This window comes from Caulobacter sp. 73W (assembly GCF_041021955.1).
Lineage (GTDB): Bacteria > Pseudomonadota > Alphaproteobacteria > Caulobacterales > Caulobacteraceae > Caulobacter.
Map to the genome: position 1 here is coordinate 1,064,047 of NZ_CP158375.1, position 12,060 is coordinate 1,076,106.

Annotated in this window: 16 protein-coding genes; 9 read left to right on the forward strand and 7 right to left on the reverse strand. The window is 67.1% G+C overall.

The genetic code is table 11. The annotated features are described in order from the left end of the window. Positions 1-50 precede the first annotated feature (50 nt). Entirely contained in the window at positions 51-1,043 is a 993-nt protein-coding gene (locus ABOZ73_RS04980; protein ID WP_369061212.1) for an RluA family pseudouridine synthase, read from the forward strand. A gap of 84 nt (positions 1,044-1,127) precedes the next feature. After that, positions 1,128-2,789, forward strand: coding sequence for an acyl-CoA dehydrogenase family protein (locus ABOZ73_RS04985; protein WP_369061213.1), 1,662 nt, complete (start codon positions 1,128-1,130; stop codon positions 2,787-2,789). A gap of 14 nt (positions 2,790-2,803) precedes the next feature. Here ABOZ73_RS04985 and ABOZ73_RS04990 read toward each other — a convergent pair whose 3' ends face one another. Both ABOZ73_RS04990 and ABOZ73_RS04995 read right to left on the reverse strand, forming a co-directional pair. Next, positions 2,804-3,412 carry a TetR/AcrR family transcriptional regulator gene (locus tag ABOZ73_RS04990; protein ID WP_369061215.1) on the reverse strand — a complete coding sequence of 203 codons (609 nt, stop codon included), beginning with the start codon at positions 3,410-3,412 and terminating at the stop codon, positions 2,804-2,806. A gap of 17 nt (positions 3,413-3,429) precedes the next feature. After that, the gene (locus tag ABOZ73_RS04995; RefSeq protein WP_369061216.1) at positions 3,430-4,080 is read right to left on the reverse strand and encodes a TetR/AcrR family transcriptional regulator; all 651 of its coding nucleotides are present in this window, start codon (positions 4,078-4,080) and stop codon (positions 3,430-3,432) included. 217 nt (positions 4,081-4,297) lie between these two features. Here ABOZ73_RS04995 and ABOZ73_RS05000 point away from each other — a divergent pair, with 217 nt between their 5' ends. Continuing rightward, a complete protein-coding gene (locus ABOZ73_RS05000; RefSeq protein WP_369061217.1) occupies positions 4,298-4,495 on the forward strand; it encodes a twin transmembrane helix small protein in 198 nt (65 codons plus the stop codon). A gap of 2 nt (positions 4,496-4,497) precedes the next feature. Continuing rightward, positions 4,498-5,076: a cob(I)yrinic acid a,c-diamide adenosyltransferase gene (locus ABOZ73_RS05005; RefSeq protein ID WP_369061218.1), complete on the forward strand. Its 579-nt coding sequence runs from the start codon at positions 4,498-4,500 to the stop codon at positions 5,074-5,076. 3 nt (positions 5,077-5,079) lie between these two features. Here the strand turns inward: ABOZ73_RS05005 and ABOZ73_RS05010 are convergent, their stop codons facing one another. Continuing rightward, the gene (locus tag ABOZ73_RS05010) at positions 5,080-5,391 is read right to left on the reverse strand and encodes a hypothetical protein (protein WP_369061219.1); all 312 of its coding nucleotides are present in this window, start codon (positions 5,389-5,391) and stop codon (positions 5,080-5,082) included. Positions 5,392-5,565: 174 nt separating this feature from the next. On the opposite strand from ABOZ73_RS05010, the gene ABOZ73_RS05015 reads away from it, so the two are divergent. The 3 genes from ABOZ73_RS05015 to ABOZ73_RS05025 all read left to right on the forward strand — a co-directional run bounded on the left by ABOZ73_RS05015 (position 5,566) and on the right by ABOZ73_RS05025 (position 7,923). Next, positions 5,566-6,315 carry an electron transfer flavoprotein subunit beta/FixA family protein gene (locus tag ABOZ73_RS05015; RefSeq protein WP_369061220.1) on the forward strand — a complete coding sequence of 250 codons (750 nt, stop codon included), beginning with the start codon at positions 5,566-5,568 and terminating at the stop codon, positions 6,313-6,315. Next, positions 6,315-7,259: an electron transfer flavoprotein subunit alpha/FixB family protein gene (locus tag ABOZ73_RS05020; RefSeq protein WP_369061222.1), complete on the forward strand. Its 945-nt coding sequence runs from the start codon at positions 6,315-6,317 to the stop codon at positions 7,257-7,259. The genes ABOZ73_RS05015 and ABOZ73_RS05020 overlap by 1 nt, the downstream gene beginning before the upstream one ends. A 109-nt stretch (positions 7,260-7,368) precedes the next feature. Further along, the gene (locus ABOZ73_RS05025) at positions 7,369-7,923 is read left to right on the forward strand and encodes a hypothetical protein (RefSeq protein WP_369061223.1); all 555 of its coding nucleotides are present in this window, start codon (positions 7,369-7,371) and stop codon (positions 7,921-7,923) included. Positions 7,924-8,637: 714 nt separating this feature from the next. On the opposite strand, the gene ABOZ73_RS05030 is transcribed toward ABOZ73_RS05025, so the two are convergent. Continuing rightward, positions 8,638-8,769, reverse strand: a complete 132-nt coding sequence (locus ABOZ73_RS05030) for a hypothetical protein (RefSeq protein WP_277784304.1) — start codon at positions 8,767-8,769, stop codon at positions 8,638-8,640. A 147-nt stretch (positions 8,770-8,916) separates the two neighbouring features. Between ABOZ73_RS05030 and ABOZ73_RS05035 the strand changes: the two genes are divergently transcribed. Beyond that, positions 8,917-9,441 carry a GNAT family N-acetyltransferase gene (locus ABOZ73_RS05035; RefSeq protein ID WP_369061225.1) on the forward strand — a complete coding sequence of 175 codons (525 nt, stop codon included), beginning with the start codon at positions 8,917-8,919 and terminating at the stop codon, positions 9,439-9,441. A gap of 8 nt (positions 9,442-9,449) precedes the next feature. On the opposite strand, the gene ABOZ73_RS05040 is transcribed toward ABOZ73_RS05035, so the two are convergent. Genes ABOZ73_RS05040 through ABOZ73_RS05050 form a run of 3 tightly spaced genes read right to left on the reverse strand, consistent with a single transcriptional unit; the run spans position 9,450 to position 10,917 of the window. Beyond that, positions 9,450-10,103, reverse strand: a complete 654-nt coding sequence (locus ABOZ73_RS05040) for a glutathione S-transferase family protein (RefSeq protein WP_369061227.1) — start codon at positions 10,101-10,103, stop codon at positions 9,450-9,452. After that, a complete protein-coding gene (locus ABOZ73_RS05045) occupies positions 10,100-10,573 on the reverse strand; it encodes an SRPBCC domain-containing protein (RefSeq protein ID WP_369061229.1) in 474 nt (157 codons plus the stop codon). Before ABOZ73_RS05045 ends, ABOZ73_RS05040 begins: the two co-directional genes overlap by 4 nt. Further along, on the reverse strand, positions 10,570-10,917 hold the full coding sequence (locus tag ABOZ73_RS05050) for an ArsR/SmtB family transcription factor (protein ID WP_369061230.1): 348 nt from the start codon (positions 10,915-10,917) through the stop codon (positions 10,570-10,572). The genes ABOZ73_RS05045 and ABOZ73_RS05050 overlap by 4 nt, the downstream gene beginning before the upstream one ends. Positions 10,918-11,081: 164 nt before the next feature. Here ABOZ73_RS05050 and ABOZ73_RS05055 point away from each other — a divergent pair, with 164 nt between their 5' ends. After that, complete coding sequence (locus ABOZ73_RS05055; protein ID WP_369061231.1) at positions 11,082-11,960, forward strand: LysR substrate-binding domain-containing protein; 879 nt, start codon at positions 11,082-11,084, stop codon at positions 11,958-11,960. Positions 11,961-12,060: the final 100 nt, after the last annotated feature.

A 12,060-nucleotide genomic window follows, 5' to 3' on the forward strand; every position in this document is an offset into this window, starting at 1 on the left:
CTCCACCCGGTTCTGCCACTATGGTTGTGACGCCTATATGAAGAACCGTGATGCGCGAAGACTTGCCTGAAGACGAAGCCGATTTCGAAGTACGGCTGGTGCAGATTGGTGACGGCGCGGCGGGCGATCGGCTGGACAAGGCCTTGGCCGCCGCCGTTCCCGACCTGTCCCGCGCCCGCCTTCAGGCCCTGATGGCCGAGGGCCTGATCCGGCGCGACGGCGCGGCGCTGACCTCCGGCTCCTCAAAGGCCGCGGTCGGCGAGTATGAGATCCTGATCCCGCCCCCTGCTCCGGCGGAGCCGCAGCCCGAAGCGATCCCCCTGACCGTCCTGTTCGAGGACGAGGACCTGATCGTCATCGACAAGCCGGCCGGCATGGCGGTCCACCCCGCGCCGGGCACGGACAGCGGCACCCTGGTCAACGCCCTGCTGCATCACTGCGGCGACAGCCTGTCGGGGGTCGGCGGCGTGGCGCGTCCGGGCATCGTCCATCGCCTGGACAAGGAAACCTCGGGCGTCATGGTCGCCGCCAAGTCCGACGCCGCGCACCAGGGGCTGTCGAAGCTGTTCGCGACGCACGACATCGACCGCGTCTATGTCGCCCTGACCCGAGGCGCGCCCCATCCGTCCAAGGGCACGGTCGACACCCTGATCGGCCGCTCCAGCAGCGACCGCAAGAAGATGGCCGTGCTGAAAAGCGGCGGCCGCCAAGCTATCACCCACTACGCGGTGGAGAAGGCCTTCGGCCCGCAGGAAAAGCCCCTGGCGGCGCGGGTCTCGTGCCGCCTGCAGACCGGCCGCACCCATCAGATCCGCGTCCACATGGCGTCCAAGGGCGCGCCCTGCCTGGGCGACCCCGTCTATGGCTCGGGCACCCCGGCGCCCGTGGTGCGCGAGGCGATCACCGCTTCCGGCCTGTCGCGCCAGGCCCTGCACGCCGCCGTGCTGGGCTTCGTCCATCCGGTGACCGGCCAGACCCTGCGGTTCGAGACGCCGATGCCGGCCGACATGGCTGGGCTGGAAGCGGCCCTGTCAGCGCTCTGACCCGATCCCGCGCAGCGCATTGTTCGCGGGTGTGGGGAAAACCTATAGTTCCGCCAAACACCAACAAAGACTGGGAAGAACCCCATGGCTGAAGCCTTGATCCTCGCCGGGCTGACCGACCTTCTGCGCGAGGCGGCCGAGGGGGCGAAGGCCTTCGTCCGGGCCGCGAAGCCGGCGGTGAAGGCCCGCATCAGCGTCGATGGCAAAATCGACCGCAAGCTGGCCGATGATGAGCAGCACGCGGTCCATGGCTTTGGCTGGTACGCCGCCTATGCCGAACTGATGGTCCAGGTGGCCGAGTGGGCCGCCAACCTCGATGACGAAGGCCGCTTCGGCGAGATCGAGGCCCTGCTGGCCCAGCTGCTGTTCGCCGAATACGCCAGCCAGCTGGTCGGCGGCATTCCCATGAACCAGGGCGAGATCATCCGCCCGTCCGACCTGGGCGTCGGCGACGAGGCGGTGGAGCACCTGTTCGCCCCCGCCCTGACCATCCTGCTGTCGCAGGGCGGCGGCCAGGGCGTGAAGACCCGGCTGGCCCGCCGGCTGGCCGAGGGGCGCGGTCGCCCCACGCTGGAGAACACCGGACTGGACGAGACCTTCGAGATGATCCGGGACCAGTTCCACGCTTTCGCCCAGGAGAAGGTCGTCCCCTACGCCCACCAGTGGCACTTGAAGGACGAGCTGATCCCGCTGGAGCTGCTGGAGGAGCTGGGCCAGTTGGGCGTCTTCGGCCTGACCATCCCCGAGGAATACGGCGGCTCCGGCCTGGGCAAGACCGCCATGTGCGTGGTGTCCGAAGAGCTGTCGCGCGGCTGGATCGGCGTCGGCTCCCTGGGCACCCGGTCGGAGATCGCCGCCGAGCTGATCCTGAGCGGCGGCACGGAAGAACAGAAGAACGACTGGCTGCCGGTCATCGCCTCGGCCGAGATCCTGCCGACCGCCGTCTTCACCGAGCCGAACACCGGCTCCGACCTCGGCTCCCTGCGCACCCGCGCCACGCGGGAGGGCGGGCACTACACCGTCACCGGAAACAAGACCTGGATCACCCATGCGGCCCGCGCGGACATGATGACCCTGCTGGTGCGCACCGATCCGAACAGCACCGACTATCGCGGCCTGTCCATGTTGCTGGCCCCCAAGATGCGCGGCGACGAGGACGAGGCCTTCCCCACCCCCGGCATGACCGGCGGCGAGATCGGCGTCATCGGCTATCGCGGGATGAAGGAATACGAGATCGGCTTCGACGGCTTCACCGTCCCGGCCGCGAACCTGCTGGGCGGGGTCGAGGGCCAGGGCTTCAAGCAGCTGATGGCGACCTTCGAGAGCGCCCGCATCCAGACCGCGGCCCGCGCCATCGGCGTGGCTCAGTCGGCCATGGAGACTGGCCTGTCATATGCCCTCGACCGCAAGCAGTTCGGTCAGGCGATCTTCGAATTCCCCCGCGTCCACAACAAGCTGGCCATGATGGCCGCCGAGCTGATGGGCGTGCGCCAGCTGACCTATTTCGCCGCCCGGCGGAAGGACGATGGGGAGCGCTGCGACCTGGAGGCGGGCATGGCCAAGCTGATCGCCGCCCGCGTGGCCTGGGCGGCGGCCGACAACGCGCTGCAGATCCACGGCGGCAACGGCTTCGCGGTGGAATTGCCCGCCAGCCGGCTTCTGGCCGACGCGCGCATCCTGAACATCTTCGAGGGAGCGGGAGAGATCCAGGCGCAGGTCATCGCCCGGCGTTTGCTGGAGGATTAGAGTTTGCTGGAGGACTAGTTCGCCTTGGCGGCGAAGCCCTTGGCGATCATTTCGACCTGCCGGGCGAAGAGACCCATGATCTCCTCCTCGCCCGCGCCCTGCGCCACCATGCGGAAGTTCCAGGCGTAGACCCCGGCCACCGTGTCGACCACCAGGTCGACATCGGTCTCGGGCGCGACGTCGCCGCGCGCGATGCCGTCGAGGACCACTTGGCGCATGTGACCCAGCAGGCGCTGGTTGTGACCGAACGGCCGCGCGCCCGGCGCCGGATAGGGATCGAAGGCCAGCCCGATATGGGCCAGCGTCACCTTCGGTCGCTGGGAGTTGAAGCTGAAGATGACGCGCATGACCTCCACCAGCCGTTCGGCGGTGGAGCCTTCGAATTCGGGGAGGCGGCGCTCGAGCTCCTGATAGAGCCCTTCTTCCGCCCAGTCGTAGACCACGTGCTGGAGCACCTCGGCCTTCGAAGCAAAGGTGGTGAAGACGCCACCGATCGACACGCCCGCCCGTTCGGCGATGACGCGGATGGTGGCGTCTTCATACCCGATTTCCGCGAAGAGCTCGCGGGCGGCCTTCAGAACCTTCTGGCGCGTGGCCAGCTTCTGAGCCTTACGGATGCCCAAGGGCTGGTCCATGGGACTTAGGGGCGAGCGCCCCGAAGCAGCATGGACAGCTGCGTGGACAGACGGGCGGTCAATTGCTCCACGCCCAGCTCGTCGAACACGGCGCGGCGGTAGTTGACCAGATAGAGGTCCCACACGGTGTCCAGCAGCAGGCCCAGATCGACCGTCTTGGCGATCTCGCCGTCGGCCACGCCGCGCTTCAGCGCCGCTTCGACCAGAGCCAGCAGCGGCTTCAGGGCCACGCGGTGCTCGTTCTCGTTGTTGGCGTCGCGGGTCCAGGACGCGGAGATCACGGCCTGCACCATCGGCAGCTGCTTCAGGTAGAGGCTGTAGCCCGCGCCGAACATGCCGAGCAGAACCTGCTCGACGCCCTTGGCGTTGGCGGCGGCGGCGGACATCTGCTCGTGCAGCAGTTCCAGGTCGCCCTTGATGATGGCGTCGAACAGTTCGCTCTTGTCCGCGAAATTGGCGAACACGGCGCCGGTCGACATGCCGGCGGCTTGAGCGATGTCACGAATGGTCGCGCCTTCGTAGCCGCGCTGGATGAACAGCGTGCGGGCCGCCTCCAGGACTTTTTCGCGGGTACGCTGCTTGGCGATCGTACGACGGTTGACCTTGACCGGATGGGCTTCGGACTCGGCCTCGATGGTGAGAGGTTCGTAGCTCATGAGGTGAAGACGACCGCGATACGGGTCGCGTCCTTGTGACGGTTCATATCTCTGCTTTTATCCTTGGCGGCCGGTTAGATCCGACCCGTTCAGCCCCACAGCCAAGCCAAGAACTAACACCTAACAGCACTTTTTGCAAATTTCGCTGAACATGTTCTGCGAAATTTCGGAGCGCATCGCCGTGGCGCCGATAGGGCCGGCGCAGTAGCATGACGCAATGGATACGCTTTTCCTCATCCTCGTCCCGATCGCGCTGCTCGCGGTGCTCGGCGTGCTGGGCATCGGCCTGTACACCTTGGCCCGGGGCGGCGACGGCTCGCCCGCCCGCTCCAACAAGCTGATGCAGCTGCGTGTGGTCCTTCAGGCCGTGGCCATCCTGGTCGTCCTGGCGGCGGTCTGGATCAAGAGCCGCTAGGGGTGGTCACCCTCAACCACATCTACACGCGCACCGGCGACAAGGGCATGACGCGTCTGTCCACGGGCGCGCCGGTCAGCAAGGCCTCCTTGCGGGTCGAGACCTATGGCGCGGTGGACGAGACCAACGCCTGCCTGGGCCTGGTGCGGCTGCATACGGCGCACGACGCCGTGCTCGACCCGATCCTCGGCCGAATCCAGAACGAGCTGTTCGACCTGGGCGCCGACCTGGCCACGCCGGAACAGCACGGCAAGCCGGACTGGGAGCCCCTGCGCATCCTCGACAGCCAGGTCTCGCGGCTGGAGAGCGAGATCGACGAACTGAACGCCGCCCTCTCGCCGCTGAAGTCCTTCGTGCTGCCAGGCGGCTCGCCCACGGCGGCCTATCTGCATCAGGCCCGCACGGTCTGCCGCCGGGCCGAGCGCCTTTGCGTGGCCCTGATGGCCGAGCCCGGCGAGATCGTCGGCGAGCCGGCGCTCAAATACCTAAATCGCCTGTCGGACCTGCTGTTCGTCGCCTCGCGCCACGCCAACGACAAGGGCGCTGGCGACGTGCTCTGGCGGCCGGGCGCGACGCGCTAGGCGCTATTTCTTCGGCGGCGTCGCCGGCGCGGGCTCTGCGGCCGGAGCCAGGGCGGCGTCCGGGACCGACTGCGGCGCGACCCGCTCGGTGGTGTTCGGATCTTCCGCCTGGAACGGCTTATTGGGCCGGCCGGTGATCATATAGAGCGGCACGGGCACGGCGCAGGTGCGGGTCCGCGGATCCCACCAGTTGCCCTTCAGTTCGCAGCGCTTGCCCGGCCACACCCAGAAGACGTGGTAGACGAGCACGGCCACGCAGCTGACGGCGAAGACGGCCAGAAAGATGATCTTCAGGCGGGTGAGGAACCGGTTCATGGCGATCGCCTTTAGTCGGCCAGGACGCGCTTTTCTAGGGGCGAAGCGCCGCAACCGAATGTCTTTCGCAACAAACCTGACGTTGACGCTAACGGAAGCTTGCAATGCGCGGCGGAGCCTTTAATTCCCATTGGGAACGAAGGAACGCTTAGTCAGACAAAGAGGCTGAACCCGATGAAGGTGCTGGTCCCGGTCAAACGGGTGATCGACTACAACGTCAAGGCGCGGGTCAAACCCGACCAAACCGGCGTTGATCTCGCCAACGTGAAGATGTCCATGAACCCGTTCGACGAGATCGGTGTCGAGGAAGCTGTCCGCCTGAAGGAAAAGGGCGCCGTGGAAGAGATCGTCGTGGTCTCGATCGGCCCGGCGCAGGCCCAGGAAACCATCCGCACCGCCCTGGCCATGGGCGCCGACCGGGGCATCCTGATCCAGACCGACGCCGATCCGGAGCCACTGGCCGTCGCCAAGCTGCTGAAGGCGGTCGTGGGCGAAGAGAACCCCAACTTCATCGTCATGGGCAAGCAGGCCATCGACGGCGACAACAACGCCGTGGGCCAGATGCTGGCCGCCCTGCTCGACTGGCCGCAAGCCACCTTCGCCTCGAAGGTCGAGCTTTCGGGCAAGTCCGCCAAGGTCACCCGCGAAGTCGACGGCGGCCTGCAGACCCTGGACGTGGACCTGCCGGCGGTGATCACCGCCGACCTGCGCCTCAATGAGCCGCGCTACGCCTCGCTGCCCAACATCATGAAGGCCAAGAAGAAGCCGATCGACACCAAGTCGCCCGCCGACTACGGCGTCGATGTCGCTCCGCGCCTGAAGGTCCTGAAGGTCACCGAGCCGGCCAAGCGCTCGGCCGGCATCAAGGTCGAGACCGCGTCCGACCTCGTCATGAAGCTGAAGAACGAAGCGGGGGTGCTCTAATGGCCGTTCTCGTCATCGCCGATCATCATGACGGCCAAGTGCGCGACACCACCCACAAGACCGTCACCGCCGCCCAAGGATTCGGGGGCGACATCGACATCCTGGTCGCCGGCAAGGGCGTGGACGCGGCGGCCAAGGCCGCGGCCGGCATCGCCGGCGTCCGCAAGGTTCTGACCGCCGACAGCGACGCCCTGGGCCAAGGCCTGGCGGAAGCTTTCGAGGCCACCCTCGTCCCGCTGGCCGCCGGCTACGACGCCGTCCTGATCCCCTCGACCTCGCAGGGCAAGAACGTCGCGCCGCGCATCGCCGCCAAGCTCGACGTCTCGCTGATCAGCGACATCATCGAAGTGGTCGACGCCAAGACCTTCGTGCGCCCGATCTACGCCGGCAACGCCCTGGAGACCGTCCAGACCAGCGACGCCAAGGTGATCGCCACCGTCCGCCCGACCGTCTTCAAGGCCGCGGCCGAAGGCGGCTCGGCCTCTGTCGAGAAGGCGAACGCCGCCGGCGCTCCGGCCCACACGCGCTTCGTCTCCGAAGAGATGGTCAAGTCGGACCGCCCCGAGTTGGGCGCCGCCAAGATCGTCGTCTCGGGCGGCCGCGCCATGGGTTCGGCCGAAGAGTTCCAGCGCGTGATCGAGCCCCTGGCCGATCTGCTGGGCGCGGCTGTCGGCGCCTCGCGCGCCGCCGTCGACGCCGGCTACGCCCCGAACGACTACCAGGTCGGCCAGACCGGCAAGGTCGTCGCCCCGTCGCTGTACATCGCGGTCGGCATCTCGGGCGCCATCCAGCACCTGGCCGGCATGAAGGACTCCAAGGTCATCGTCGCCATCAACAAGGATGCCGACGCCCCGATCTTCCAGGTCGCCGACTACGGCCTGGTGGCGGACTACAAGACCGCCATTCCCGAACTGACCGAGGCCCTCAAGGCCGCCGGCAAGTAAGGCTTCTCCTCATCGGAGAACGCGAAGGCCCGGAAGGCGACTTCCGGGCCTTTTTGCGTGTCTGCGCGCCTTACTTGCCGACTCGGGCGAACACCCGCACACATGGTTAATGGCCCTTACGCCGCTCAATAATTCCGCGTTCCTGCGCCAGCCCGCCGGCCGTCCGGCGGGAGATGCGGCGACGCCAGGCCGTGGCGCGACGCCGGCCCCCGCACCATCGACGCCGGACGCCGTCAATCGCGCGCCGCTTCCATCGCAGATCGCCACGCCCGAAGAACTGGCCCGCCAGCAGCAGCGCGGCCTGACCGCGACCAAGGCGGTCGATGAGAGCGCGCCGGTCGAAACCCTCTACGCCACCGTGCGCGCCGGCGCCGAAGTGATCGCCGAGATCGCCAACAGCGGCGCCGTCACCTCGCGCGGCTCGGCCCTGTCCCTGGGCGGCGCGGACGAGCGCGGCCTGCTGGGACCGGAACTGGCCGCCCACCGCGCCGAGAAGATCGCGACCGCTTACGGCGCCAAGGTCGAGATGGCGGCCACCGCCCAGACCCAGGAACAGTACGAGGACGAGGTCACCGCCCGCGCCCTCGCCCCCCGCCGAGAGGTCGGCGCCTACGCCAAGGCCTTCCAGGGCGAAGACGCCGCCTGGTGGAAGAAAGACGTCTAGAGGGCTAGGCCGGAGACAAGCTCCGAAGTCCGCTCATTGTCGCCTCCCCCGGCCTTGTGCATGGGGTCCCTGTTTCAGCGGGCAGGGCGTTGGCGGGCGGCTAGCACTGAGAAGGCGGACGCAGGGACCCTCGCCACAAGGGCGAGGGAGGCGGAGTAAATCTGGGCACGGCTCCGCACCCCCACGGATCAGGACCCGCAAGGTTGGAAGGGCGGCGGAGCGGCCTGACCTTTGTCAGGCGATGAGGATTTTGGAGTGCCGGGTTCGACGCAGGTCGTTCCGCTCCGCGCGAGCCGTTATCCGGGAGCTGTCGGTAGGCAGCGCTCTTAGCGCTTAGCCGACGAAGCCTCCGGCGGGCGGGCTCCCTCAGCGTGGGAGTCCCCAGTCCGCGTGAGTAACCCCCTCACGCCTGCTGCACGCCGCCGATGTCTTGCCGCTTTGGGGCAAGAGCAGTGTCCAGACAGGGCCGAAGCCCCTCGTTCTCACCACCGACGGTCGCGCTACCCGCTCGACCGCATCCCCGTCACGACACAGCGCTGGCCGCGCGCCCTTCCCGTGATGGGGACGGCCAGGAGCTTACGGGAGGTGCAGAGGGGGCGGATAAGTTCGTTCTTCTCCTCCCCTGTAGCGAAGCGTGCGGGGGAGGAGAAGGGAGCCCCCTCGCCAAAGAGAAAAGGCCCGGAGGCGTTCTCCGGGCCTTTCCCTTTTTGATCGTCAGCGGGGGCTTTCAAGGACCAGCCCCTCGGTCCAGCGCAGCTCGTCCTTATGAACGGGATTGGGCAGGACGCCATGGGCGCTAAGAGTTAGGACGAGCGTGCTCACGCCCGCGATCAGCAGGATCTTCATCACACCATCACCTATGGAAAGAACGGGGTTCAGCGGCGCGCCGTGGACTGAACATGCCCCGCACCGAGTTCACTGACCAACGATAGGTTTTCGATGGGGTTGTGAGGTCATCTAACATCCAGCTCGCCGGCTTTCCGGGTTGTCGTCATGCCGTCGGGCCGCCATGCTTCGCCGGTGATCCCGACAGAGTTCTTCCGCACGCCGCGCCTCGCTTTCCGCCCCTTCATGCAGTCCGACTTGGATGCGCTCGCGGCCATCATCGGCGATCCGCGCGTGGCGCGCTTCGTGGGAGACGGTCAGCCGCTTGAGCGTCCCGCCGCCGCTCTCTGGATCACCCGGTCCCGGGAGAATGTGCAGCAGCACGGCTACGGCACGGGCGCGGTCGTGGAGTTGACTGACGGACGCCTTGTCGGTTGGGCCGGGTGGGCGCGTCCCGAGGGCGAGCCTGAGGAGCTGGTCTATGGCTTCGCCCATGACGCCTGGGGCCGTGGCTACGCCACCGAGATCGCCGCCGGTCTTGTCCGGTTCGCCCGGGAAAGCCTGGAACTGACCGAACTGCGCGCCATCACCTACGAGGATAACGCCGCATCCAGACGGGTGCTTGAACGGCTGGGCTTCCAGCCCCAGTCGGTGGAGGACGGTGACGTCATCTACCGGCTGGTTCTGGAGTAGAGCCGACCTCAGTCTCGATCCGGCGCGCCCAGGGGGAAGTAGTGGCGGAAGCGCCGCGCCTCATCCACCGCGCGGGCGAAGGACGGGCGTTGCAGCAGGCGCGCGCGATAGGCCAGCAGATCGGCGTAGCGCTCGGGGATCTTGTAGGTCCAGTCGGCGTAGAACAGCGAGGGCGCCGCGGCGCAGTCCGCCAGGGTGAAACTGTCGCCGACCGCCCAGGTGCGCCCCTGCATGCGCTGATCCAGCCAGGCATAGCTGGTGTCGAGCATCTTGCGCGCTTCCTCGACGCCATAGGGATCACGGTCGTCGGGCGAGCGCAGGGTGTCGTAAACGAACTTGCCCTGGGGCGTCATGACGTAGTTGTCGAAAAAGCGATCCAGCATGCGCGCCTCGAGGGCGAGGTCTGGGTTCTCCGGGATCAGTTTCACCGGACCCGGGCGATGGACCTGGAGGTATTCGATGATGATCGACGTCTCCAGCACCACGCGCCCATTTTCGCGCAGGATCGGAAAACGCTTCATGGGCCACAGCGCCGCGAACGCCTCCCCCACGCCTTCGTCCTCCAGCATGCGGTAGGTGAACGGGATGTCGTTCTCGTAGAACGCGATGAGCGCCTTCTGGCAGTAGGACGAGAAGGGGTGAGCGAAGAATTCGATGGTCATGAGAAGGCCTTGGGCTCACGCCCCTCGATTATCGCGACCAGGTTGTCGATGTGCCAGGTCGTGCCGTGGTCGCGGCCCTGAACGGCCTCAAAGCCGCCGCTGAGGTAGGAGCCCTGTTCGGTGTGGAGCAGGCGGGTCTTGCCGCCTTCGGCCCGGAACTCGAGCGTCAGCAGCGAGACCGACAGCTTCTCGCCGTTGCTGAACATGTCGTAGACAAGGATGATCCGCTCGTCCTCGACGATGTCGTGATAGACGGCCTGGAAGTCGGTGATCAGGCCGCTGGGCCAGCGGGCATGGAACCGCTCCCGTCCGCCGACGCGAAAGTCGAAGTCGCGGTTCAGGGTTTCGATATCCGACGGCGCCTTGAACCAGGCGCTCTTGGCCTCAAGGCTCGTATAGGCGGCGAAGACCCGCGCGGGCGAGGCGTTCAGCACCCGCTCGATCGTGAAGGTGGCGTTGGTGATCGTCATTGATCCCCCTCCTCAGGGGCGGTCCTGGCCAGGTAGGCCTCGAGTTGATCGTATTGCTGCTCCCAGAACCGCTTGCGCTCGGCGATCCAGCGCTCGACCTGAGTCATGGTCTCGATCTCGAGACTGCAGGTGCGCACGCGGCCGACCTTCTGGCTCTTCACCAGCCCGGCCTCTTCCAGGATCTTCAGATGCTGGACCACCGCCGACAGGGTCATCGGCAGGGGCTTGGCCAGTTCGCTGACCGAGGCGGGTCCAAAGCTCAGCCGCTCCACCATGGCGCGACGGCCGGGGTCGGACAGGGCCTGGAAGGCGAGGTCGAGGGGTTCAGCTTGATACTGAAGCATTCACTTAAGTGTTCACGCGACCGGAAGAGAGTCAAGCGCCGCGCTGACGGATGGAGAGGGAAGCCCGGCCCCACTGTGTCCGATCCGCCCCATGGCAGCGCTTTGTTGCGCCGCAAGGCGTGGAAAGCCGTTGGACTTCGCTGGCGGGGACCTATGTTGGCCGCATGGCGACCCATGTTCCGTATAACAGTCTGCGTGCGCTCGAGGCCGCCGTCCGTCACCGCAGCTACAGCCGCGCCGGCCGCGAGCTGAACGTCACCCACGGCGCGGTCAGCCAGCAGATTCGTCGGCTGGAAGACGAACTGGGCCAGACCCTGTTCATCCGTCTGGGCAACGACATGAACCCCACCCCGGCGGCTGAGGAGCTGGCCAAGGCGGTGGCGAAGTCCACGGTCCTCCTGACCAACGCCATCGAGGACGCCCGTTTCCAGGCCTCGCTGTGCCCACTGGTGATCTCCATCGGATCGTCCTTCGCCCGCCGCTGGCTGGCGCCGCGCATGGCCGCAATCTCGAAGATCGAGCCGTCACTTGAGGTGCGGACCGACGACGGCCTGGCCAATCTGCGCTCCGACGGGGTCGATGTGGCCATCCGGTTCGGCATCGGTCCTTGGACGGGTCTGGAAAGCCGCCAGATCTTCCAGGACAGCCTGGCCCCGGTGTGCAGTCCCGCCTTCCTGGAGCGTCACCCGCTGGAGAAGCCCGAGGACCTGGCGAACGTGCCGCTGCTGCGCCACACGGGGATTCCGTGGCGGTTGTGGTTCGAGGCCCAGGGGCTGCCCACGCCGCCCGCGGCCCTGCGGGGCCTGCGCTTCGACGACACGTCCTTCATGCTGGACGCCGCCGCTCAGGGCGTCGGGGTGGCGCTGGGCAGGATCGGCTTCGCCAAGGACGAACTGGCGGCTGGAACCCTGGTCCGCCCCTTCGCCGGAGAGGTGGACATCCCCACCGCCCACCACTTCGTCTGGCGGGCCGACAGCCACAAGCTGGCGCGGATCGAGGCCTTGCGGGACTGGATGCTGGCGGACTCGGCGACCGCCTTCTAAACGGCGCTTCGCTGCGCCGCAGCAATCGCTTGTCGATCATACGGTCGTTCGTGCTACATACCGCGCTTGTTTTTTCAGCGACGGCGCCGCCGGAGCGTTC

Excerpts from the sequence above, each read along its gene's own strand:
- ABOZ73_RS05055 (WP_369061231.1), top strand. The coding sequence starts at position 11,082 with ATGGCGACCCATGTTCCGTATAACAGTCTGCGTGCGCTCGAGGCCGCC.
- ABOZ73_RS05000 (WP_369061217.1), top strand. The coding sequence starts at position 4,298 with ATGGATACGCTTTTCCTCATCCTCGTCCCGATCGCGCTGCTCGCGGTG.
- ABOZ73_RS05015 (WP_369061220.1), top strand. The coding sequence starts at position 5,566 with ATGAAGGTGCTGGTCCCGGTCAAACGGGTGATCGACTACAACGTCAAG.
- ABOZ73_RS04985 (WP_369061213.1), top strand. The coding sequence starts at position 1,128 with ATGGCTGAAGCCTTGATCCTCGCCGGGCTGACCGACCTTCTGCGCGAG.
- ABOZ73_RS05030 (WP_277784304.1), bottom strand. The coding sequence starts at position 8,769 with ATGAAGATCCTGCTGATCGCGGGCGTGAGCACGCTCGTCCTAACTCTT.
- ABOZ73_RS05020 (WP_369061222.1), top strand. The coding sequence starts at position 6,315 with ATGGCCGTTCTCGTCATCGCCGATCATCATGACGGCCAAGTGCGCGAC.
- ABOZ73_RS05040 (WP_369061227.1), bottom strand. The coding sequence starts at position 10,103 with ATGACCATCGAATTCTTCGCTCACCCCTTCTCGTCCTACTGCCAGAAG.
- ABOZ73_RS05050 (WP_369061230.1), bottom strand. The coding sequence starts at position 10,917 with ATGCTTCAGTATCAAGCTGAACCCCTCGACCTCGCCTTCCAGGCCCTG.
- ABOZ73_RS05045 (WP_369061229.1), bottom strand. The coding sequence starts at position 10,573 with ATGACGATCACCAACGCCACCTTCACGATCGAGCGGGTGCTGAACGCC.
- ABOZ73_RS04995 (WP_369061216.1), bottom strand. The coding sequence starts at position 4,080 with ATGAGCTACGAACCTCTCACCATCGAGGCCGAGTCCGAAGCCCATCCG.
- ABOZ73_RS04980 (WP_369061212.1), top strand. The coding sequence starts at position 51 with ATGCGCGAAGACTTGCCTGAAGACGAAGCCGATTTCGAAGTACGGCTG.
- ABOZ73_RS05025 (WP_369061223.1), top strand. The coding sequence starts at position 7,369 with ATGGCCCTTACGCCGCTCAATAATTCCGCGTTCCTGCGCCAGCCCGCC.
- ABOZ73_RS05010 (WP_369061219.1), bottom strand. The coding sequence starts at position 5,391 with ATGAACCGGTTCCTCACCCGCCTGAAGATCATCTTTCTGGCCGTCTTC.
- ABOZ73_RS05035 (WP_369061225.1), top strand. The coding sequence starts at position 8,917 with ATGCCGTCGGGCCGCCATGCTTCGCCGGTGATCCCGACAGAGTTCTTC.